Origin of the sequence: Azospirillum sp. TSH58, from assembly GCF_003119115.1 — a bacterium.
In the GTDB taxonomy this organism is placed as follows: Bacteria; Pseudomonadota; Alphaproteobacteria; order Azospirillales; family Azospirillaceae; genus Azospirillum.
Genome location: NZ_CP022369.1, coordinates 277,969 through 297,001, shown reverse-complemented (window position 1 = coordinate 297,001; position 19,033 = coordinate 277,969). Strand labels below are relative to the sequence as shown.

The following is a 19,033-nucleotide window of genomic DNA, read 5'->3' as shown; positions in this document are numbered from 1 at the left end:
ATCGTCAGATGACGCGGAAATTGTGGGCGCCGTCGCGCTTCAGCTCGTCCACCAGCTCAAGCTCCCAGTCGATGTAGCCCTGCATCGCGGCGGCGCTGTTGTCGGTGCCCTCATAGGGGCGCTTGTAGACGTCGTCCGGCTCCGGCCCCAGCCGCTCCAGACCGGCGCTGAGCGGCAACCCGGCCGCAACCCAGCCCTTCGTGCCGCCCTCCAGCAGCAGCGGGACCGCTCCGGGCGGGAAATCGGCGGCGGCGTAGCGGGTCAGCGTGCCCTCCCAGCAGGTCAGCACCGGGCGCACGCCCTTCGGCAGGCGGGCGATGGTGCCGCCCAGCCGGGCGCGGGTGGAGAACCAGGCCCCCGGAATGTGGCCGGCGCGGTAGCGCGGGCTGCGGGCGATGTCGATCACCGCCGCCTCGCCGTTCTCCAGCAGGGCCAGCAGGTCGCGCGGCGCCACGGTCTCCGCCCCGGCGTCCGGGACGGGGGGCAGGGGCCGGCGGTCGGGACCGCTCTCGCGGCCCAGCGACGCCACGTCGCCCTCCAGCACGTGCACCTCCCAGCCGAGTTGCGCCAGCCAGGAGGCCGTCATGTCGGCCCGTGGGCCGCCGCCGCCCGCCGGGTCGTCGGCCAGCACGATGCGGGCGCCGCGCACCGCCACATGCTCGTCCGTCGCCTGGACGAGCTGGCCGCCCGCCGCGTGGCGGAAGCCCGGCAGATGGCCCGCCTCGTACTCCTCCGGCGTGCGCACGTCGAAGAGGTGCAGGGTGCGCCGCTCGTCGCCGCGGAAGGCGTCCAGCGCCACAACGCCGATGCGCCCGACGCCGGCCCGGTCGGCCACCGCGCGGGCCGCCTTGCGGCCCTTGGCGTCGCCCTCCGGCGACACCGCCGGAAAGCGCCCGTCACGCCCGCGGTCCAGTTCCAGCCCGGCCAGCGTCCAGCCGATGGTGCCGTTGCGCAGCGCCGCCACCCGGTTGGGAATGCCGGCGTTCACCAGCGACTGGGCCCCGATGATCGAGCGGGTGCGCCCGGCGCAGTTGACGACCACCAGCGTCTCCGGCTTGGGCGCGATGTCGTGGACGCGCTTGACCAGCTCTGCCCCCGGCACGCTGATGCCGCCGGGAATCGCCATGGTTTGGAACTCCTCGTACCGGCGGGCGTCGAGGATGACCAGATCGGCCCCGGTGTCGATCAGCGTCGTCAGCTCGTCGGCGGACAGCGACGGGGTGTGGCGGTGATGCTCCACCCACTCGCCGAACGCCTTGCTGGGAACATTGACGTCCCGGTAAAGCTCGAACCCGGCGGCGGTCCAGCCCGCCAGCCCCCCCTCCAGCAGCGTCACGTCGCGGTAGCCCAGGGCCAGCAACCGCCGCGCCGCGGGCTCGGCGTAGCCTTCGCCGTTGTCGTAGACGGTGATCGGCACGCCGCGGCGCGGCAGCAGATCATAGGCCAGGAGTTCCAGCCGGCTGAGCGGCACCGACACCGCGAACAGCGGGTGGGCCAGCGAATAGGGCCCCTCCTCCCGCGCGTCGAGGAGGGCGACCTCCCTGCGGTCGATCCAGTCGCGGCGGATGTCCGCCGGTGTGCGGGTGGCGAGCGGTGCGCTGTCGGTCATGGTGGGCGTCCGTCCGGGAAGTGAGGTGCGGCCGAGGCCGGGCGCGGCGCATTAACAACGTCCGCACTGCGTATAAATAATCTCATTCCATACAGGAAAATAGGATTTAAGGTCGGCGTCAAGCGCGCGCTTCGGTGTGGACGAGGATTTTCCGTCCGCGGCGCTTGTCGCCTCCCCTCAGGGCGCGGGGGACGGCGCGCCGTCGGGCGTCAGGGCCGCCCGCGCACCGGCGAGGCGAGCACGTCCTTGACGACGTCGAGGAACGCCCGCAGCGCTGGCGGCACGCTGCGATGGCCGGGGTAATAGACCGCCGCCCTTTCCGGCTTGTGCATCCAGCCCGGCAGCACGCTCCGCAACCGCCCCTCCGCGAGGGCGGCTTCGGCGGCCCAGCTCGCCACATAGGCGATCCCCAGGCCCCGCAAGGCGGCCTGCACCATCAGTTCCTCGTCGTCGAGAACCACCGGCCCGTTGGTGTCGATGGTCAGTTCCTGCCCGGCCCGCTCGAACTCCCACCGGTACAGCCGGCCACCCGGCAGGCGGTGGCCGATGCAGCGATGACGCCGGAGATCGTCCGGCGTCGCCGGTTCGCCGGCGCGGTCGAGATAGGCGGGGGACGCGACGCAGACGAACCCGATCGGGACCGGGAAAGGCACCGCGATCATGTCCTTCGGAATGGAATCGAGCAGGCGGACACCGGCATCGAAGCCGCCGGACACGATGTCGATCAGCCGCCCCTCGACGACCAGATCCACCGTCACGTCGGGAAACCGCTCCGCCATGCGCGGGAGGACGTCGCGGACGAGCACGGTCGCGGCCACCCGCGGCGCGTTGATCCGAACCCTGCCCGCCACACGGCCGCGAAAGGCGGTGGCGGCGTCCAGCGCCTCGTCCAGGGAGGTCAAGGCAAGCTGCAGCCGGCCGAGCAGTTCAAGCCCCGCTTCGGTCGGCGACACGCTGCGGGTGGTGCGGTTGAGGAGGCGGACGCCCAGCCGTTCCTCCAGACCCCGCATCGCGTGGCTCAACGTGGAGGGCGCCGTTCCGAGTTCAACCGCCGCCCGCCGGAAGCTGCGATGGGTCGCGACGGCCACGAAGGCGGTGAGGTCGTTGAGGGAGGGGCGCGTCATTGATGGCGATCTTGCATCAGCCCGTGCCGATTTCAACGTCTAATCGCGCAGACGGCGGGCCGCTATCTCCTGCTCCGGTTCCAATCCGAACGGGAGACCCCGATGCCCAAACGCGACGCCATCCTTCCTGCCGGCCGGCAGGCGCTCTACGAGATCCACCGCTACTCCGCCGCCATCCGATCCGGTGATCTGCTCTTCGTCTCGGGGCAGGTCGGCAGCCGCGAGGACGGCTCCCCCGAGCCCGATTTCGCGAAGCAGGTTCAACTGGCGTTCGACAATCTTGGCGCGGTCCTCAAGGCGGCCGGCGCCACGTTCGACGACATCGTGGACGTGACGACGTTCCACACCGATCCGGAGGCCCAGTTCGAGACCGTCCTGTCCGTCAAGAACAAGGCGTTTCCCCACCAGCCCTATCCCAACTGGACGGCGGTCGGCGTGAACTGGCTCGCCGGCTTCGATTTCGAGATCAAGGTGATCGCACGGGTCCCGCAGACCCCTTAATCCGATTGCCTGAACCGACTGCCTAAACCGACTGCCGGCATGCCACGGCGGTTGTTTTCCGGTTTCCCTCGGGCCCGCACATGGCCGAAGGGAAACCGGCGGCACGCCGGGCGCGCTCCAGAGGGGCGCAGGGGCCTACAGGATCGGGCCGGGCACCGACAGGAAGCCATCCATGGCCAGCGCGATGCCCCCCATGGGGACGGCGTCCGGGCCGAGCGGCGAGACGAGGAGCCGCAGGTCGCGGCGCAGCGGTTCCAGCGCATGCTCGTCGAGGGCGGCGTTCAGCGTCGGCAGGACGAACTCCGCGACGATCGACAGGTTGCCGCCCAGCACCACCAGGCCCGGATTCGTCAGGTTGACCATGTGGGAGAGCGCGATGCCCAGATGCGCACCGGCGGCCTCCAGCAGGGTCCGCACCACCGGGTCGCCGTCACGCGCGGCGGCGGCGGCGGCCCAAAGGTCGGGCAGAGCGCGCCCCCGCTCGCCGGCCTGGGCGAGGATCGAGGTTTCGGAGACGTAGGTTTCCAGGCAGCCCCGCTTGCCGCACCCGCAGGGACGGCCGCCCGGCACGACGGTCAGGTGCCCGATCTCCCCGGCGAACCCCTGCGCGCCGCGGTAGAGCCGCCCGCCGAGGAACAGCCCGCCGCCGACGCCCGAATGGCCGGTCAGATAGACGAAGTCCTCCACCCCCCGGCAGGCGCCGAACAGCCGCTCGGCCATGGCGGCGGCCTTGGTGTCGTTGTCGACATGGACCGGCGCGCCCAGCGCCTCCTCCAGCAGCGGGCGGATCGGCGTGTCGCGCCAGCCCAGGTTGGGCGCCAGGACGAGCCGGCCCTCGCGGTCCATCAGCGCCGGAATGCCGATGCCGATGCCGCGCAAGGGCGGCGACGCCGCTCCGCCCTCCGGACGGCTCGCCGCCACGACCGCGTCGATGCCCTCGTGCAGCCGGCGCAGCGCCGTGGCGAGGTCGGTGCTGCCGGGGATCTGCGACTGCTCCACCACCGTGCCGGCCAGCGTGGTGGTGACGATGCGGATCGTCCCCGGCTCCAGCCGGGCGCCGACCAGCAGACCGGCCGACGGGGCGATGCCGAGCGCGGTTTCCGGCCGCCCGATGCGGCGCGCGCGCGGTGCCTCGGTCCGCTCGACCAGCCCCTCCTCGATCATCTGCGCCACGATGGCCGAGGTGGTCGCCTTGTCCAGGCCGGTCAGCCGGCTGAGATCGCGCTGCGCGCAGCTCGGGTTCTCCCGCAATGCGTGGAAGACACGGACGATGTTGAGGCGGCGGATCGCGGCCGAGTTCACCCTTGGCAGCATGCGGATTCCTGTCTCGCGCGTCTTGCGGCAATCGTTGGGCGCCGGGCGGGGCATACACCGAAAAGGTGGGGGATGTCGCCCCGACATGGCTTGACGCGGGCTGATTCGAATCATACGCTCCCATTTGTTAGACCGTCTATCTAATTCGCGGCCACACGAGAAGCCGCAATCCAGGGAGGGGGCGACCCCATGGCCGAGCCGCTTTTGGCAGCGTTCGGCGTCACGAAGAGCTTTGGGCCCGTCGAGGTCCTCCATGGGGTGGATTTCACCGTCCAGCACGGTGAGGTGCACGCCCTGGTCGGCGAGAACGGGGCCGGCAAATCGACGCTGATGAAGATCCTTTCCGGCTTTCACCAGCCGACATCGGGCGCCGTGCGCGTGGACGGGCGGCCGATGAGCTTCTCCGGCATCGGCGCCGCCGAGGCGTCGGGCGTCGTGCTGATCCACCAGGAATTCAACCTCGCCGAACATCTGACGGTGGAGGAGAACATCTTTCTCGGGCGCGAGCTGCGGCGCGGCCCGTTCCTCGACAAGCGCGCCATGAACGAGCGGTCCCGCGCCATCCTGGCCGAACTCGCCTGCCCGGTGGACCCGCGCGCGCGGGTGCGCGACCTCGCCGTGTCGGAGCGGCAGATGGTCGAGATCGCCAAGGCGATGTCGCGCGAGGTCCGCGTCCTGATCATGGACGAGCCCACGGCGGTGCTGACCGGCACCGAGTCCGCCGTGCTGTTCGGGCTGATCCGCCGGCTGCGCGACCAGGGGGTGGGGATCGTCTACACCTCCCACAAGCTGGACGAGGTGCGGGCCATCACCGACCGGGTGACCGTGCTGCGCGACGGCCATCACATCGCCACCCGCCCGACCGCCGAACTGACGGAGGACGGCATCGCCCAGCTCATGGTCGGGCGGGCGATCAGCGACCTGTTCCCGGCCAAGACGCCGCCGGCGCCGGACGCGCCGGTGGTGCTGGAGGTGCGGGGGATCGACGTTCCCGGCTGGGTGCGGGACGCCGGGTTCGACCTGCGCCGCGGCGAGATCCTGGGCTTCGCCGGGCTGATCGGCGCCGGGCGGACGGAACTGGCCGAGGGGCTGCTCGGACTGCGACGTCGCACCGCCGGCACGCTGTCCCGCAACGGGGAGCCGCTGCGCGTCCGCCGGCTGGAGGACGCCGTGGCCGCCGGGATCGCCTATCTGACCGAGGACCGCAAGGGCAAGGGCCTGCTCCTCGCCAAGGGCCTGCAGCCGAACCTGACGCTGCTGGCGCTGGACCGCTACGGCCGGGTCTTCGTCGACGAGCGGCGGGAGGCCGCGGCGCTGGAGCGCGCGGTGCAGGAGTTCGACATCCGCGTCCGGACGCTGGACGTGCCGGTCGGCAGCCTCAGCGGCGGCAACCAGCAGAAGCTGCTGCTCGCCAAGACCATGCAGGTCGATCCCGACATCCTGATCGTCGACGAGCCGACGCGCGGCATCGACATCGGGACCAAGCAGCAGATCTACCAGTTCCTGCACGACTTCGCCCGCCGGGGCGGGTCGGTGATCCTCATCTCCTCGGAAATGCCCGAGATCATCGGGCTGTCGCACCGGGTGGTGGTCATGCGCTCCGGCGTGGTGACCGGCATCCTGGAGGGGGCCGACGTCGAGGAGGGCGAGATCGTCCGCTACGCCACCGGCCTGAAAGGCCGCACGGTCAACAGCCTGAAAGGCCGCACACCAGAAGGAGACGCGCATGACGCCGTCGGTCATGCCTGAGGCCGCGCGGAAGCCCTCCTCCGGCTTCGATCTGAAACTCTACGGGCCGTTCCTGGCGCTGGCCGCGCTGATCGTGCTGGGCACCATCGTCAACCCGGTGTTCCTCAGCCCGGGCAACATCGGCAACGTGCTGACCCGCACCGCCTTCATCGGCATCATCGCGGTGGGCGCCACCTTCGTCATCACCGCCGGCGGGATCGACCTGTCGGTCGGTTCGCTGGCCGCTTTCGCGTCGGGCGTGATGATCGTGGTGATGAACGCGCTGGTCGGCTCCATGGGCGCCGGGCTGCCGGTCATCCTGGTCGGCGTCCTGGTGGCGCTGGGGCTCGGGCTGGCGGCGGGGCTGGTCAACGGGCTGCTGGTGACCAAAGGACGGATGGAGGCGTTCATCGTCACGCTGGGGACCATGGGCATCTTCCGATCCCTGGTCACCTACATCGCCGACGGCGGCACGCTGTCGCTGAATTCGGAGATCCGCACGATCTACCGGCCCGTCTATTACGGCGGCGTCTTCGGCATCTCCTACCCGATCCTGGCCTTCGCGGCGGTGGCGCTGATCGGCGCCCTGATCATGTACCGCACGCGCTTCGGCCGCTACTGCGCCGCCATCGGCTCCAGCGAGGACGTGGCGCGCTATTCGGCGATCAACGTGGACCGGGTCAAGCTGCTGGCCTTCGTGCTGCAAGGCATCTGCGTCGCCATCGCGGTGGTGATCTACGTGCCGCGCCTGGGCTCGGCCTCGGCCACCACGGGCCTGCTGTGGGAGCTGGAGGCCATCGCCGCCGTCATCATCGGCGGCACCATGCTGAAGGGCGGCTACGGCCGCATCTGGGGCACGGTGGTGGGCGCCGTCATGCTCACGCTGATCGACAACATCCTCAACCTGACCGGCGCCGTCAGCGTCTACCTGAACGGCACCATCCAGGGGGTGATCATCATCGTCGCGGTGCTCCTGCAACGGGGAACCGTGGCGCGTCGCTGAAATAATACGAAGAGGGAGGAATCGACCATGACGTTCCGTTTCGGTCTGGCCGCGGCGCTGGCCGCGGGCCTGATGGTGGCGCCGGTCGCCGGCTGGGCGCAGCAGAAGATCAAGATGGGCGTGTCCATCCCCGCCGCGACGCACGGCTGGGCAGGCGGCCTCAACTGGCACGCCCAGCAGGCCGAGAAGCGGCTGGAGAAGCAGTACCCGAACCTCGACGTGGTGATCGTCACCGCCCGCGACGTCGGCCGGCAGGCCAACGACCTGGAGGATCTGGTCTCGGTGCAGCGGATCGACGCGCTGGTCATCCTGCCCTTCGAATCCGCGCCGATGACCGATCCCGTGCGCGCCGTCAAGCAGGCCGGCAAGTTCGTCACGGTGGTGGACCGCGGCCTGACCGACCCGTCCATCCAGGACCTCTACGTCGCCGGCAACAACCCGCAGATGGGCGAGGTCTCCGCCCGGTTCATGAAGGAGAAGATGGGCGGCAAGGGCGACATCGTGGTGCTGCGCGGCATCCCGACCGTGATCGACAACCAGCGCGTCGACGCCTTCATGAAGGAGATCGAGGGCACCCAGATCAAGGTGCTGGGGATGCAGTACGCCAACTGGAACCGCGATGACGGCTTCAAGGTGATGCAGGACTTCCTGTCCCGCTTCCCGAAGATCGACGCGGTGTGGGCGCAGGACGACGACATCGCTCTCGGCGTCATCGAGGCGGTCAAGCAGGCCGGCCGCGAGAAGGAGATGTTCATCCTGGGCGGCGCCGGCATGAAGGACATGATCAAGCGCGTCATGGACAAGGACGTGCTGGTCCCCGCCGACGTCCTCTACCCGCCCGCGATGATCGCCGAGGCCATGGAGATCACCGCCAGGCATCTGGTGGAGAAGGCGCCGATCCAGAAGGAATACATCATCGAGGCGACGCTGGTGACGCCGGAGAACGCCGCGAAATACTACTACCCGGACTCGCCGTTCTAAGAACCTCTGCCCCCTCCCTGGCCCTCCCCCGCCTTTGGCGGTGGAGGGGACACCAGCACACTCATGGGGAGACCCATCATGAAAACGATCAAGGGGCCGGCGATCTTCCTCGCGCAGTTCGCGGGCGACGCGGCGCCGTTCAACAGCCTTCCGGCCATCGGCGCCTGGGCCGCCGGGCTGGGCTTCAAGGGCGTGCAGATCCCCTCCTGGGACGGCCGCCTGTTCGACCTCGCCCGGGCCGCGGAAAGCAAGGGCTACTGCGACGAGGTGAAGGGCGTGCTGGCCGAAGCCGGCGTGCAGATCACCGAGCTGTCCACCCATCTCCAGGGGCAGCTCGTCGCCGTGCACCCGGCCTATGACGAGGCCTTCGACGGCTTCGCGGCACCGGAGGTGCGCGGCAACCCGAAGGCCCGCCAGGAATGGGCGGTCAACCAGCTGCTGATGGCGGCCAGGGCCTCGGCCAACCTGGGGCTGACGGCGCACGTCACCTTCTCCGGCGCCTTGGCCTGGCCCTACGTCTATCCCTGGCCGCAGCGGCCGGCGGGGCTGATCGAAACCGCCTTCGACGAGCTGGCGCGGCGCTGGCGGCCGATCCTCGACGCCTTCGACGCGGCGGGGGTGGACCTCTGCTACGAGATCCATCCCGGCGAGGACCTGTTCGACGGAGCCACCTTCGAGATGTTCCTGGAGCGCGTCGGCAACCATCCGCGCTGCAACATCCTCTACGACCCCAGCCACTTCGTCCTGCAGCAGCTCGACTATCTCGGCTACATCGACGTCTATCACGAGCGGATCAGGATGTTCCACGTCAAGGACGCGGAGTTCAACCCGTCGCCGCGCCAGGGCGTCTATTCCGGCTACCAACCCTGGATCGGCCGGGCCGGGCGCTTCCGCTCGCTGGGCGACGGGCAGGTCGATTTCGGCGGCGTCTTCTCCAAGCTGACCCAGTACGGCTTCGACGGCTGGGCCGTGCTGGAGTGGGAATGCGCCATGAAGCACCCCGAGCAGGGAGCCGCCGAAGGCGCGCGGTTCATCGACGCGCACATCATCCGGGTGACCGAGAAGGCTTTCGATGACTTCGCCGGGGCCGGAACCGACGATTCGGCCAACCGGCGCATGCTCGGCATCGGCTGAGCGGGAGGAAGACATGACCATCGAAGGGAAAACGGCCTCCGGGCCGAACCGCCGGCTGCGCCTGGGCATGGTCGGCGGCGGGCGGGGCGCCTTCATCGGGGCGGTGCACCGCATCGCCGCGCGCCTCGACGACCGCTACGAGCTGAGGGCCGGGGCGCTGTCCTCCGATCCGGAGCGCTGCCACGCCAGCGGCGCCGACCTGTTCCTGCCGCCGGAGCGCTGTTACGCCAGCTTCGCCGAGATGGCGCGGGCCGAGGCGGCGCGCGACGACGGCATCGACGTGGTCAGCATCGTCACGCCCAACCACCTGCACCACGACGCCGCCAAGGCGTTCCTGGAGGCGGGCATCCACGTCATCTGCGACAAGCCGATGACCACCACGGTGGAGGACGCGGAGGATCTGGCGGCGGCGGTGGAGCGCAGCGGCCTCGTCTTCGCGCTGACCCACAACTACACCGGCTACCCGATGGTGCGGCAGGCCCGCGCCATGGTGGCGGCCGGCGATCTCGGCACCCTCCGTGTCGTGCAGGTCGAGTACCCGCAGGACTGGCTGAGCACCCGGCTGGAGGAGAGCGGGCAGAAGCAGGCGGAATGGCGGACCGACCCGGCGCGCAGCGGCATCGCCGGCTGCGTCGGCGACATCGGCACCCACGCCTTCCAGTTGGCGGAGTTCGTCACCGGCCTGCGCTGCACGCGGGTCGCCGCCGACCTGACCGCCTTCGTGGAGGGGCGCCGGCTCGACGACAACGCGCACATGATGCTGCGCTTCGGCAACGGCGCGCGGGGCATGCTGTGGGCCAGCCAGGTGGCGCCCGGCCACGAGAACGGGCTGCGCCTGCGCGTCTACGGCGACAAGGGCGGGCTGGAGTGGTTCCAGGAGCAGCCGAACCACCTGCGGTTCACCCCGCTCGGCGAGCCGCCGCGCACCATCACCCGCGGCGGCGCCGGGTCCGACGCGGCGGCAGCGCACGCCACGCGCATTCCGTCGGGCCATCCCGAAGGCTATCTGGAAGGCTTCGCCCAGATCTACCGCGACGCCGCCGACCTGATCACCGCCCGCATGGGCGGTGCCGCCGCCGGTGAGCAGGCCGCCCTTGTCCCCACTGTCCGGGACGGTGTGCGCGGCGTGCGCTTCATCCACGCCGCCGTGGAATCGAGCCGCCGGGACGCCGCCTGGGTCGAGATTTGAAAGGATTTGTCATGACCGAAGCCTATTTCACCGGCGTCGAGCGCGTCCGCTACGAAGGGCCGGACAGCGACAATCCGCTGGCCTACCGCTGGTACGACCCCGGCCGCATGGTCCTGGGAAAGCGCATGGCCGACCACCTGCGCGTCGCCGTCTGCTATTGGCACAGCTTCTGCTGGCCCGGTTCGGACCCGTTCGGCGGCGGCACGCTCGACCGGCCCTGGATGGGCGGCGGCGACCCGGTGGCGCTCGCCGAGGCGAAGATGGACGTGGCGTTCGAGCTGTTCGAAAAGCTCGGCGCGCCCTTCTTCACCTTCCACGACCGCGACGTGGCGCCCGAGATGGGCTCCTTGCGGGAAACGCAGGCGACCTTCGCCCGCCTGACCGAGCGGTTGCAGGGCTGCATCGAGCGCAGCGGCGTGAAGCTGCTGTGGGGCACCGCCAACCTGTTCTCGCACCCCCGCTACATGGCCGGCGCGGCCACCAACCCCGACCCGGAGGTCTTCGCCTGCGCCGCGGCCCAGGTGCGCGACGCGCTGGAGGCGACGCACCGGCTGGGCGGCGTCAATTACGTGCTGTGGGGCGGGCGCGAGGGCTACGACACGCTGCTCAACACCGACATGGCGCGCGAGCTGGACCAGCTCGGCCGCTTCCTGACGATGGTGGTCGAGCACAAGCACAAGATCGGCTTCACCGGCACCATCCTGATCGAGCCCAAGCCCATGGAGCCGACCAAGCACCAGTACGACCACGATGTGGCGACGGTCTACGGCTTCCTGAAGCGCTACGGGCTGGAGAAGGAGGTCGCCGTCAACATCGAGGTGAACCACGCCACGCTGGCCGGCCACAGCTTCGAGCACGAGGTGGCGACGGCGCTGGCGCTGGGCGTCTTCGGCTCCATCGACATGAACCGGGGCGACCCGCAGAACGGCTGGGACACCGACCAGTTCCCCAACGACCATGTGGAGCTGGCGCTGCCCATGGCCCGCATCCTGGAGGCCGGCGGCTTCACCACCGGCGGCTTCAACTTCGACGCCAAGATCCGGCGCCAGAGCGTCGCGCCGGACGACCTGCTGCACGCCCATGCCGGCGGCATCGACACGCTGGCCCGCGCGCTGCTGGCCGGCGCGCGCCTCGTCGAGGACGGCCGGCTGCACCGTCTGCGCGCGGAGCGCTACGCCGGCTGGACCGGCGATCTCGGCCAAAGACTGCTCGGCGGGCTGGATCTGGCCGGCGCGGCGGACGCCGGTCTCGGGCTCGATCCCCGGCCGCGGTCGGGCCGGCAGGAGATGCTGGAGAATCTGGTGAACCGCCTCGTCTGAGGCTGCCGGCTGATTGGGGGGGAGGGGCCATGTATCTCGGCATCGACCTGGGGACGTCCGGCGTCAAGGCGGTGCTGGTCGACGAAGCGCAGCGCCTCGTCGGCCAGTCCACCGCCCCGCTGGAGGTCAGCCGCCCGCAGCCGCTGTGGTCGGAGCAGGACCCGGAGGACTGGTGGGCCGCCACCGGGCGCGCCGTCGCCGGCCTGCGCGCCGCGCATCCCGACGCCATGGGAGCGGTGCGGGGGATCGGGCTGTCGGGACAGATGCACGGGGCGACTCTACTCGACCGGCAGGACCGTGTGCTGCGCCCGGCCATCCTGTGGAACGACGGGCGCAGCGGCGCCGAATGCGCGGAGCTGGAGCGCCGCGCCCCCACCCTGCGCGCCATCGCCGGCAACCGCGCCATGCCCGGCTTCACCGCGCCCAAACTGCTGTGGGTCGCGGCGCACGAGCCGGAGCTGTTCACGGCGACCGCCAAGGTGCTGCTGCCCAAGGACTGGCTGCGCCTGCGCATGACCGGCGACCACGCCTCGGACCTCTCGGATTCCGCCGGCACGCTGTGGCTGGACGTCGGCCGGCGCGCCTGGTCGGACGAGCTGCTGGCCGCCACGGGCCTCGGCGAGGCGCACATGCCGAGGCTGTACGAAGGGTGCCAGCCCACCGGCACCTTGCGGGCGGAGGTCGCCGCCGACTGGGGCGTTCCGCCGGGGACCGTGGTGGCGGCCGGGGCCGGGGACAACGCGGCAGGTGCGGTGGGGGTCGGCGTGGTGGCGCCGGGCAGCGCCTTCCTGTCGCTGGGCACCTCGGGCGTGCTGTTCGTCAGCGGCGAGCGCTTCGCCCCCAACCCGGAGCGCGGGGTGCACGCCTTCTGCCACGCCCTGCCCGGCCGCTGGCACCAGATGTCGGTGATGCTGAGCGCGGCGAGCTGCCTGTCCTTCGCCGCGCGCCTGACCGGCACCGGGGACGAGGCGGCGCTGCTGCGCGAGGCCGAGTCACACGGCGACGACCCTGGCGCCCTGGTCTTCCTGCCCTATCTGTCGGGGGAGCGCACCCCGCACAACGACCCGCACGCCAAGGGCGTCTTCTTCGGCCTGACCCACGACACCGATCGCGGAGCGCTCGCCCGCGCGGTGCTGGAGGGGGTGGCGTTCGCCTTCGCCGACGGGCTGGAAGCACTGGAGGAGGCGGGCGGACGCGTCGAGCGCTTCCTGGTGATCGGCGGCGGCGCGCGCAGCGCCCTGTGGGGCCGCATCCTGGCCGGCGCGCTCGACCGGCCGCTCGACTACCCGTCGGGGGGCGAGGTCGGCCCGGCCTTCGGCGCCGCCCGTCTGGCGCGCCTCGCGGTGACGGGCGAGGAGCCGGAAACCGTGTGCCGGCCCCTGGAGATCCGCCACACGGAGGAGCCGGACCCGGCCCTGGCCGCCGCCCTGGCGCCGCGCCGCCGCCTGTTCCGGCGCCTCTACACCGACCTCAACGCCGCCTTCCTGGAGTCCGATGGGCTGTGAGGCTTCTCAGCTCTTGGCGATCTCGCCGAGGACGTCCTTGGCGAGGCTGCGGATGTGCCCCTCCATGGCGGCGCGGGCCTGCGCCGGGTCGCCGGTTTCCAGGGCGGCGATGACGTCGAGATGCTCGTCGCAGTCGGGACGGATGCGCGACGGCAGGCCCGACAGCTCGAACAGGCGCGTGGTCACCCTCAGGTCGCGGATGATCTGGGCCAGCACGGCGTTGCCGGACGCCTCGGCGATCAGGGTGTGCAGTTCCTCGTCGGCCGCCCAATGGTCCTCGAAGCGGATCTTGGGCTCGTCGCGCAGCCGCAGCATCTCGGCCTTGATCGCCTGCAGGCGGACCGGGTCGATCCGCGACGCGGCGGCGGCGATCGCCTCCCCCTCCAGGATCTCGCGCAGGCGCATGCTCTGGAAATACTCGCGGTTGGAGACCTCGCGCACCCGGTAGGGGCGGTTGAACTCCTTGCGGATCAGCCCCTCGCTGGCCAGCCGGACCAGCGCCTCGCGGATCGGCGTGCGCGAGATGCTGAGCGCGGTGGCCAGCCGGTCCTCGACGATCACCTCTCCGCTGGGGATGCGGCGGTCGAGGATCATCTCCAGGATGGTCCGGTAGGCCATGCTCGCCAGATTCACGCCGGCGGTTGCCGGGCTCGCGGTTTTCGGGCCGTCCATGTCCGTGCTCATACCAAGTCCTGCCACCTGACGCTGATTTCTTCCTAACAAAGCAGACGAATCGTAGTCCTGCAAAGCTTCTCGACGATCCGTCCGGATGGCGGGATGCGGCGCTGCGCCCTTCTCAGTGCTGAAGGATCTTGGCGAGGAACTGGGTGGCGCGCTCCGAGCGCTGGGTCTCGAAGAACTCGGTCTTGGTGCAGTCCTCGATGATGCTGCCATGGTCCATGAAGATCACCCGGTGGGCGACCTTGCGGGCGAAGCCCATCTCGTGGGTGACGCAGATCATCGTCATGCCCTCGTTGGCCAGCTCGACCATGACGTCGAGCACCTCGTTGATCATCTCCGGGTCGAGCGCCGAGGTCGGCTCGTCGAACAGGATGGCGATCGGGTCCATCGCCAGGGCGCGGGCGATGGCGACGCGCTGCTGCTGCCCGCCGGAGAGCTGGCCGGGATACTTGTGCGCCTGGCTGGCCAGCCCGACCCGCGCCAGCAGCGCCTCGCCCTTGGCCTCGGCCTCCGCCGTCGCGCGGCCCAGCACCTTGCGCTGCGACAGGGTCAGGTTCTGCATGATGGTCAGGTGGGGGAACAGCTCGAAGTTCTGGAAGACCATGCCGACGCGGGCGCGCAGCGCCGTCATGTTGGTGCCGCGCCCACCGACGTCGATGCCATCCACCTGGATGCGGCCGGACTGGAAGGGCTCCAGCCCGTTGACGCACTTGATCAGCGTCGACTTGCCCGAGCCGGAGGGGCCGCAGACCACCACGACCTCCCCCTTCCGCACGGTGGTCGTGCAGTTCTTCAGGACCTGGAAGGTGCCGTAGTGCTTGCTGACGTTCTCGATGGCGATCATGCGGCTTCTCTTGCGGATGGGCGGCGCCGCTGCGGCGCCGGACGTTGGATGGGAAGGAGCGGTCAGCGAAACCGGTCGAGCAGGAAGGGCGTCGGGTCGATGTCGGTGCGGCCGTCGAGCAGCAGGTCGGCGGTCATGCGGGCGACGACCGGGGCCAGCGTGTAGCCGTTCGACGTCACCGTGTTGAAGAATCCGGGCAATCCCGGCACCGGGCCGAGGATCGGCGCGCCGTCGATGTTGATGTTCATCGCCGCCCAGGCGCGCACCACATGCAGCCCGGCGATCTGCGGCAGCACATGGCGGGCAACCCACAGGTTGCCCTCGATGCTGGAGCGCGACACCGTGTTGAAGCGGCGCGCCGGGTCGAACACGGCGGTCCAGGCGCCGCCGATGATCAGCCCGCCGGTGGCCGCCTGCTTCAGGCTGAGATGGCGGTCGGCGTGGGCGACGAGCTGGCTGACCAGCTTGGGCGCCGGCTCGGTGACGATCATCTGCAAGGGCGCGCTGTGCACCGGCACGTCGATGCCGACCAGCCGCCCGGTCTCGCGCGCCCAGGGGCCGCTGGCGTTGATGATCTGCTTGGCGCGGATGCGGCAGCGCGGGGTCTCCACCCGCCATCCACCGCCCTCGACCGCCGGAGCCGCGGCGATGCCGGTGACGTTGACCCCGCGCAGGAAGCGGGCGCCCTGGCGGCGCGCCTGCTCCAGCACGGCGTAGGTCGCGCGCAGCGGGTTGATCTTGCCCTCCTGCGGAGCGTATTCGGCGCCGACCAACTCCTCCGACAAAGCAGGGGCGAGGCGGCGCAGCTCGGCCGCGTCGATGATGGCGTTCTCGACGCCGTAGCGCCGCTCCAGCGCCGCCTTGGCGCGCAAGAAGTCCATGCCGGCCGGGCTGTCGGCGACCATCAGGCCACCGGTGACAGCCAGCTCGAAATCGACGCCGCAGGCGCGCTCCAGGTCGCGCCACAGCGCGATGGAGCGTGGGCCGAGCGCCAGCGTCGCCGCCGCCGGGCCGCCGCCCGCCTCGGCCTTGGCGCCGAAGTCGAAGGACAGGAGCTGGACGTGCAGGCTGCCGGCGTTGGCGCCCGACGCCTGCAGGTTGGTGTCGCCACGCTCGACCACCAGCACGTCGCGACCGGCCTGGGTCAGGTAGTAGGCGAGGCAGGCGCCGACCACGCCGCCGCCGACGATCAGGATCTCGGCCTCCTGGTCGGGCAGCGGGCCGTCCTCCAGCGGGCGGGCCAGGTTGGGGGTGATGGCGCGCTGGTGGCCGCCCCATTCCGGCTTCTCGAAGGCAAAGGCGCCAGCCGGGGTCGGCTTGGCCGGCAGGCGCGGCGCCAGATACTGCTCGGCGGCGCGCGGCCGGCCGGTGGCCTGCTCCAGCAGCAGGGCGGCGGTCGCGGCGCAGTAGCGGCCCTGGCAGCGGCCCATGCCGAGCCGGGTGTTGCGCTTCAGCGCGGCGAGGCTGTCATGGCCGGCGGCGATCTCGGCGCGGACCTGGCCGAAGGTGACCTCCTCGCAGCGGCACAGCACCGCCTCGTCCGGCACGGCGTCGAGGCGCGGCGGCGGTGCCTGGTAGATCGACCACAGCGCGGCCTGGAAGCCTTCGGCCCGCCGCAGGTCGGTCCGCGCCCGCCGGCCCTGCTCCGGGTCGCTGTCGGCGAAGCCGAGCTGGGTGGCGGCGGCGATCCCGGCGAGGGTTCCCCGCGCCTGCGCCACCTTCGACCCGCCGAGATCGACGCCGTCGCCGACCGCGAAGACGCCGGGCAGGCTGGTGGCGCCGTCCTCCGCCGTCTCGGTGGCGAGGTAGCCGAGATGGCGGTCGACCAGCCGGTGGGCGCAGCCGAGCGCGCGGGCGATCTCGGTCGAGGGGATGAAGCCGTAGCCCAGGCACAGCGCGTCGGCGGCAACGGTGACGGACTCGCCCAGCCGCGGCGCGCCGTCGGCGCCGAGCGGGGCATAGCGCACATGGTCCAGACGCTCCGCGCCCTCAGCCGCGCCCTCAGCCGCGCCCTCAGCCGCAACGACCCCGTGCGACCACAGGACCGGCACCCCGGCGCGGCGCAGCCGCAGCAGATAGCGGGCGCCGTCGCCGATCAGGCCGGGGGCCGAGCGCACGGCCGTCCACAGGGCGCGCCACTGGGCGGGCGACGGGCGCGGCGCGCTTTCCAGGACGGCGGCCACCGTGACGCCGCCCTCCACCAGTTCGCAGGCGAGTTGCAGGTTGAGCGGGCCGTTGCCGGCGATCACCACCCGGCGGCCGGGCGCCACGCGGTAGGCGCGCGCCAGGGTCTGCCCGGCCCCGGTGGTCATCACGCCGGGCAGCGTCCAGCCGGCGAAGGGCGCCGGCCGCTCGTAGGCGCCGCTGGCGATCACCAGCCGGCGCGGCCGGTAGACGGTCTCGCGCCCGGCGACGACGGCGACCACCTCGTCGGGGGCGTGGGCGCCCCACACCGTCGCCTCCTGGACGATCGTCGCGCCGGCCAGCCGCGCCGCGTCGACCAGGGCGCGGCCGGCGCGGAACTGGCGGTCGGTCGGCCGGTCGGCGTGGTGCGAGGGGGCGAGCGGCTTGAAATACTGGCCGCCGCTCTGCGGCCGCTCGTCGAGCACGACCACCTCGGCGCCGCGCCGCGCCGCCGCTTCCGCCGCCGCCAGACCGGCCGGGCCGGCGCCGAGCACCAGCAGGTCGGGTGTCCGCTCCTCCGGCGCCGCGCCCTGGGGCGGCGGCACCAGCGGGGCCAGCGGATCGGCGGCGGTGCCGGCCGGCGGCTGCGAGCGGACGACCTGCCCCTCGGCCACCTTGGTCAGGCAGGCGCGCTGGCTGGCCTTGCCGTCCACCGTCACCAGACACTCGAAGCAGGCGCCCATCCCGCAATAGAGGCCGCGCCGCCCGCCGTCGCGGGTGTGGCGGTAGGCGGCGACGCCGTGCGCCGCCAGGGCGGCCGCCACGGTCTCGCCGGCCAGCGCGGAAATCCGCTCGCCGTCGTAGGTGATCTCGATGGGGGCGCCGTCGCGGCGGACGCTGGGATGGTCGAGGCGCATGGGCGGGCGGCTGTGTCCGGATTGCGGTGGAAAGCGGCATTTCGAGGGTGCGTCAAAATGCGCTGGATTCCTGTATACAGATAGTATACGAGTAGTATTTAGGCAAGGTCAAAAATTAGGCAGGAGCTTGGGGGAACCCATGACGGCATTGCGCGGCACCTACACGGTTCTCATCACCCCCTTCACCGCCGACGGCGGCGCTGTGGACGTTCCGGCCTTGAAGAAGCTGGTGAACTGGCAGATCGAGCAGGGCATCCACGGGCTGATCCCGCTCGGCAGCACCGGCGAGTTCCTGTCGATGACCCCGGAGGAGCGGGCCCAGGTCATCGAGATCTGCGTGCAGGAGTCGGCGGGCCGCGTGCCCGTGCTGATCGGCACCGGCGCCGAATGGACCCGCGACGCCGTCGCCCACGCCAAGGAAGCGGAGCGGATGGGTGCCGACGGGATCATGGTGATCCCGCCCTATTACAGCTCCCCGACCCCCGACGAGCTGTTCGAGCATTACCGCCGCATCGGCGAGGCGATCTCGCTGCCGGTGATGATCTACAACAACCCGGCGACCGCCAACGTCGACCTCACCCCGCCGATCGTCGCGCGGCTGAGCGAGATCGACAACGTGCTCTACATCAAGGAATCGACGCTGGAGGTGACGCGGGTCCGCGACATCATCGAGCTGTGCGGCGACCGCATGACGGTGTTCGCCGGCATCCTCGGCTACGAATCCTTCTGGCTCGGCGCCCAGGGCTGGGTCGCCGTCTGCTCCAACCTGATCCCGCGCGATTCGGCCCGGCTGTTCGAGCTGGTGGCCGACCACAGCGACAAGGAGCAGGCGCTGGCGCTCTACAAGAAGATGCTGCCGATCGTCCGCTGGGTCGGCGGCCACCGCTACGTCGCCGCGTCGAAGACCGGGCTTGGCATGATGGGCCTTCCGGTCGGCGACCCGCGCGCGCCGCGCCTGCCGCTGCCGGCGGGCGACGCCGAGGCCCTGCGCGCCGATCTGGCGGCTTACGGGCTGATCAACTCCCTCGCCTGATCACTTCGCCTGAACACGAGAGAAGGT

General features: G+C 71.1%; 15 protein-coding genes. 9 read left to right on the top strand and 6 right to left on the bottom strand.

All coding sequences use genetic code 11. The features are described from left to right. Window positions 1–4 precede the first annotated feature (4 nt). Both TSH58p_RS31680 and TSH58p_RS31675 read right to left on the bottom strand, forming a co-directional pair. Window positions 5–1,609, bottom strand: coding sequence for a rhodanese-like domain-containing protein (locus tag TSH58p_RS31680; protein ID WP_109068977.1), 1,605 nt, complete (start codon window positions 1,607–1,609; stop codon window positions 5–7). Window positions 1,610–1,818: 209 nt separating this feature from the next. Then, window positions 1,819–2,733 (bottom strand): LysR family transcriptional regulator, encoded by a 915-nt coding sequence (locus TSH58p_RS31675; RefSeq protein ID WP_109068976.1) that lies wholly within the window; start codon window positions 2,731–2,733, stop codon window positions 1,819–1,821. A 102-nt stretch (window positions 2,734–2,835) separates the two neighbouring features. Between TSH58p_RS31675 and TSH58p_RS31670 the strand changes: the two genes are divergently transcribed. Beyond that, window positions 2,836–3,234 carry a RidA family protein gene (locus TSH58p_RS31670; protein WP_109068975.1) on the top strand — a complete coding sequence of 133 codons (399 nt, stop codon included), beginning with the start codon at window positions 2,836–2,838 and terminating at the stop codon, window positions 3,232–3,234. A gap of 135 nt (window positions 3,235–3,369) precedes the next feature. Here the strand turns inward: TSH58p_RS31670 and TSH58p_RS31665 are convergent, their stop codons facing one another. Then, complete coding sequence (locus TSH58p_RS31665) at window positions 3,370–4,548, bottom strand: ROK family transcriptional regulator (RefSeq protein ID WP_109068974.1); 1,179 nt, start codon at window positions 4,546–4,548, stop codon at window positions 3,370–3,372. Between the two features lie 189 nt (window positions 4,549–4,737). Here TSH58p_RS31665 and TSH58p_RS31660 point away from each other — a divergent pair, with 189 nt between their 5' ends. From TSH58p_RS31660 to xylB, 7 genes are all read left to right on the top strand, one after another. Beyond that, window positions 4,738–6,297, top strand: coding sequence for a sugar ABC transporter ATP-binding protein (locus TSH58p_RS31660; RefSeq protein ID WP_109068973.1), 1,560 nt, complete (start codon window positions 4,738–4,740; stop codon window positions 6,295–6,297). Further along, window positions 6,275–7,279 carry an ABC transporter permease gene (locus TSH58p_RS31655; protein ID WP_199230064.1) on the top strand — a complete coding sequence of 335 codons (1,005 nt, stop codon included), beginning with the start codon at window positions 6,275–6,277 and terminating at the stop codon, window positions 7,277–7,279. Before TSH58p_RS31660 ends, TSH58p_RS31655 begins: the two co-directional genes overlap by 23 nt. Window positions 7,280–7,306: 27 nt before the next feature. Further along, complete coding sequence (locus TSH58p_RS31650; RefSeq protein WP_109068972.1) at window positions 7,307–8,260, top strand: substrate-binding domain-containing protein; 954 nt, start codon at window positions 7,307–7,309, stop codon at window positions 8,258–8,260. A gap of 78 nt (window positions 8,261–8,338) precedes the next feature. Then, entirely contained in the window at window positions 8,339–9,394 is a 1,056-nt protein-coding gene (locus tag TSH58p_RS31645; protein WP_109068971.1) for a sugar phosphate isomerase/epimerase, read from the top strand. 13 nt (window positions 9,395–9,407) lie between these two features. Beyond that, entirely contained in the window at window positions 9,408–10,583 is a 1,176-nt protein-coding gene (locus tag TSH58p_RS31640) for a Gfo/Idh/MocA family protein (RefSeq protein ID WP_109068970.1), read from the top strand. A gap of 11 nt (window positions 10,584–10,594) precedes the next feature. Further along, complete coding sequence (gene xylA, locus TSH58p_RS31635) at window positions 10,595–11,902, top strand: xylose isomerase (RefSeq protein WP_109068969.1); 1,308 nt, start codon at window positions 10,595–10,597, stop codon at window positions 11,900–11,902. A 29-nt stretch (window positions 11,903–11,931) separates the two neighbouring features. After that, window positions 11,932–13,407 carry a xylulokinase gene (gene xylB / locus TSH58p_RS31630; protein WP_109068968.1) on the top strand — a complete coding sequence of 492 codons (1,476 nt, stop codon included), beginning with the start codon at window positions 11,932–11,934 and terminating at the stop codon, window positions 13,405–13,407. A 6-nt stretch (window positions 13,408–13,413) separates the two neighbouring features. Here xylB and TSH58p_RS31625 read toward each other — a convergent pair whose 3' ends face one another. The 3 genes from TSH58p_RS31625 to TSH58p_RS31615 all read right to left on the bottom strand — a co-directional run bounded on the left by TSH58p_RS31625 (window position 13,414) and on the right by TSH58p_RS31615 (window position 17,973). Next, window positions 13,414–14,091 carry a GntR family transcriptional regulator gene (locus tag TSH58p_RS31625; protein ID WP_109068967.1) on the bottom strand — a complete coding sequence of 226 codons (678 nt, stop codon included), beginning with the start codon at window positions 14,089–14,091 and terminating at the stop codon, window positions 13,414–13,416. 112 nt (window positions 14,092–14,203) lie between these two features. Next, the gene (locus TSH58p_RS31620) at window positions 14,204–14,932 is read right to left on the bottom strand and encodes an amino acid ABC transporter ATP-binding protein (RefSeq protein WP_109068966.1); all 729 of its coding nucleotides are present in this window, start codon (window positions 14,930–14,932) and stop codon (window positions 14,204–14,206) included. Window positions 14,933–14,994: 62 nt separating this feature from the next. Then, window positions 14,995–17,973, bottom strand: a complete 2,979-nt coding sequence (locus TSH58p_RS31615; RefSeq protein ID WP_109068965.1) for an FAD-dependent oxidoreductase — start codon at window positions 17,971–17,973, stop codon at window positions 14,995–14,997. Window positions 17,974–18,112: 139 nt separating this feature from the next. Here TSH58p_RS31615 and dapA point away from each other — a divergent pair, with 139 nt between their 5' ends. Continuing rightward, the gene (gene dapA, locus TSH58p_RS31610) at window positions 18,113–19,006 is read left to right on the top strand and encodes a 4-hydroxy-tetrahydrodipicolinate synthase (protein WP_109068964.1); all 894 of its coding nucleotides are present in this window, start codon (window positions 18,113–18,115) and stop codon (window positions 19,004–19,006) included. The last annotated feature ends 27 nt before the right edge of the window (window positions 19,007–19,033 follow it).

Bases quoted from the DNA above. Each gene is read 5' to 3' on its own strand.
- TSH58p_RS31680 (WP_109068977.1), bottom strand. From the start codon at position 1,609: ATGACCGACAGCGCACCGCTCGCCACCCGCACACCGGCGGACATCCGC.
- TSH58p_RS31675 (WP_109068976.1), bottom strand. From the start codon at position 2,733: ATGACGCGCCCCTCCCTCAACGACCTCACCGCCTTCGTGGCCGTCGCG.
- TSH58p_RS31670 (WP_109068975.1), top strand. From the start codon at position 2,836: ATGCCCAAACGCGACGCCATCCTTCCTGCCGGCCGGCAGGCGCTCTAC.
- TSH58p_RS31665 (WP_109068974.1), bottom strand. From the start codon at position 4,548: ATGCTGCCAAGGGTGAACTCGGCCGCGATCCGCCGCCTCAACATCGTC.
- TSH58p_RS31660 (WP_109068973.1), top strand. From the start codon at position 4,738: ATGGCCGAGCCGCTTTTGGCAGCGTTCGGCGTCACGAAGAGCTTTGGG.
- TSH58p_RS31655 (WP_199230064.1), top strand. From the start codon at position 6,275: ATGACGCCGTCGGTCATGCCTGAGGCCGCGCGGAAGCCCTCCTCCGGC.
- TSH58p_RS31650 (WP_109068972.1), top strand. From the start codon at position 7,307: ATGACGTTCCGTTTCGGTCTGGCCGCGGCGCTGGCCGCGGGCCTGATG.
- TSH58p_RS31645 (WP_109068971.1), top strand. From the start codon at position 8,339: ATGAAAACGATCAAGGGGCCGGCGATCTTCCTCGCGCAGTTCGCGGGC.
- TSH58p_RS31640 (WP_109068970.1), top strand. From the start codon at position 9,408: ATGACCATCGAAGGGAAAACGGCCTCCGGGCCGAACCGCCGGCTGCGC.
- xylA (WP_109068969.1), top strand. From the start codon at position 10,595: ATGACCGAAGCCTATTTCACCGGCGTCGAGCGCGTCCGCTACGAAGGG.
- xylB (WP_109068968.1), top strand. From the start codon at position 11,932: ATGTATCTCGGCATCGACCTGGGGACGTCCGGCGTCAAGGCGGTGCTG.
- TSH58p_RS31625 (WP_109068967.1), bottom strand. From the start codon at position 14,091: ATGAGCACGGACATGGACGGCCCGAAAACCGCGAGCCCGGCAACCGCC.
- TSH58p_RS31620 (WP_109068966.1), bottom strand. From the start codon at position 14,932: ATGATCGCCATCGAGAACGTCAGCAAGCACTACGGCACCTTCCAGGTC.
- TSH58p_RS31615 (WP_109068965.1), bottom strand. From the start codon at position 17,973: ATGCGCCTCGACCATCCCAGCGTCCGCCGCGACGGCGCCCCCATCGAG.
- dapA (WP_109068964.1), top strand. From the start codon at position 18,113: ATGACGGCATTGCGCGGCACCTACACGGTTCTCATCACCCCCTTCACC.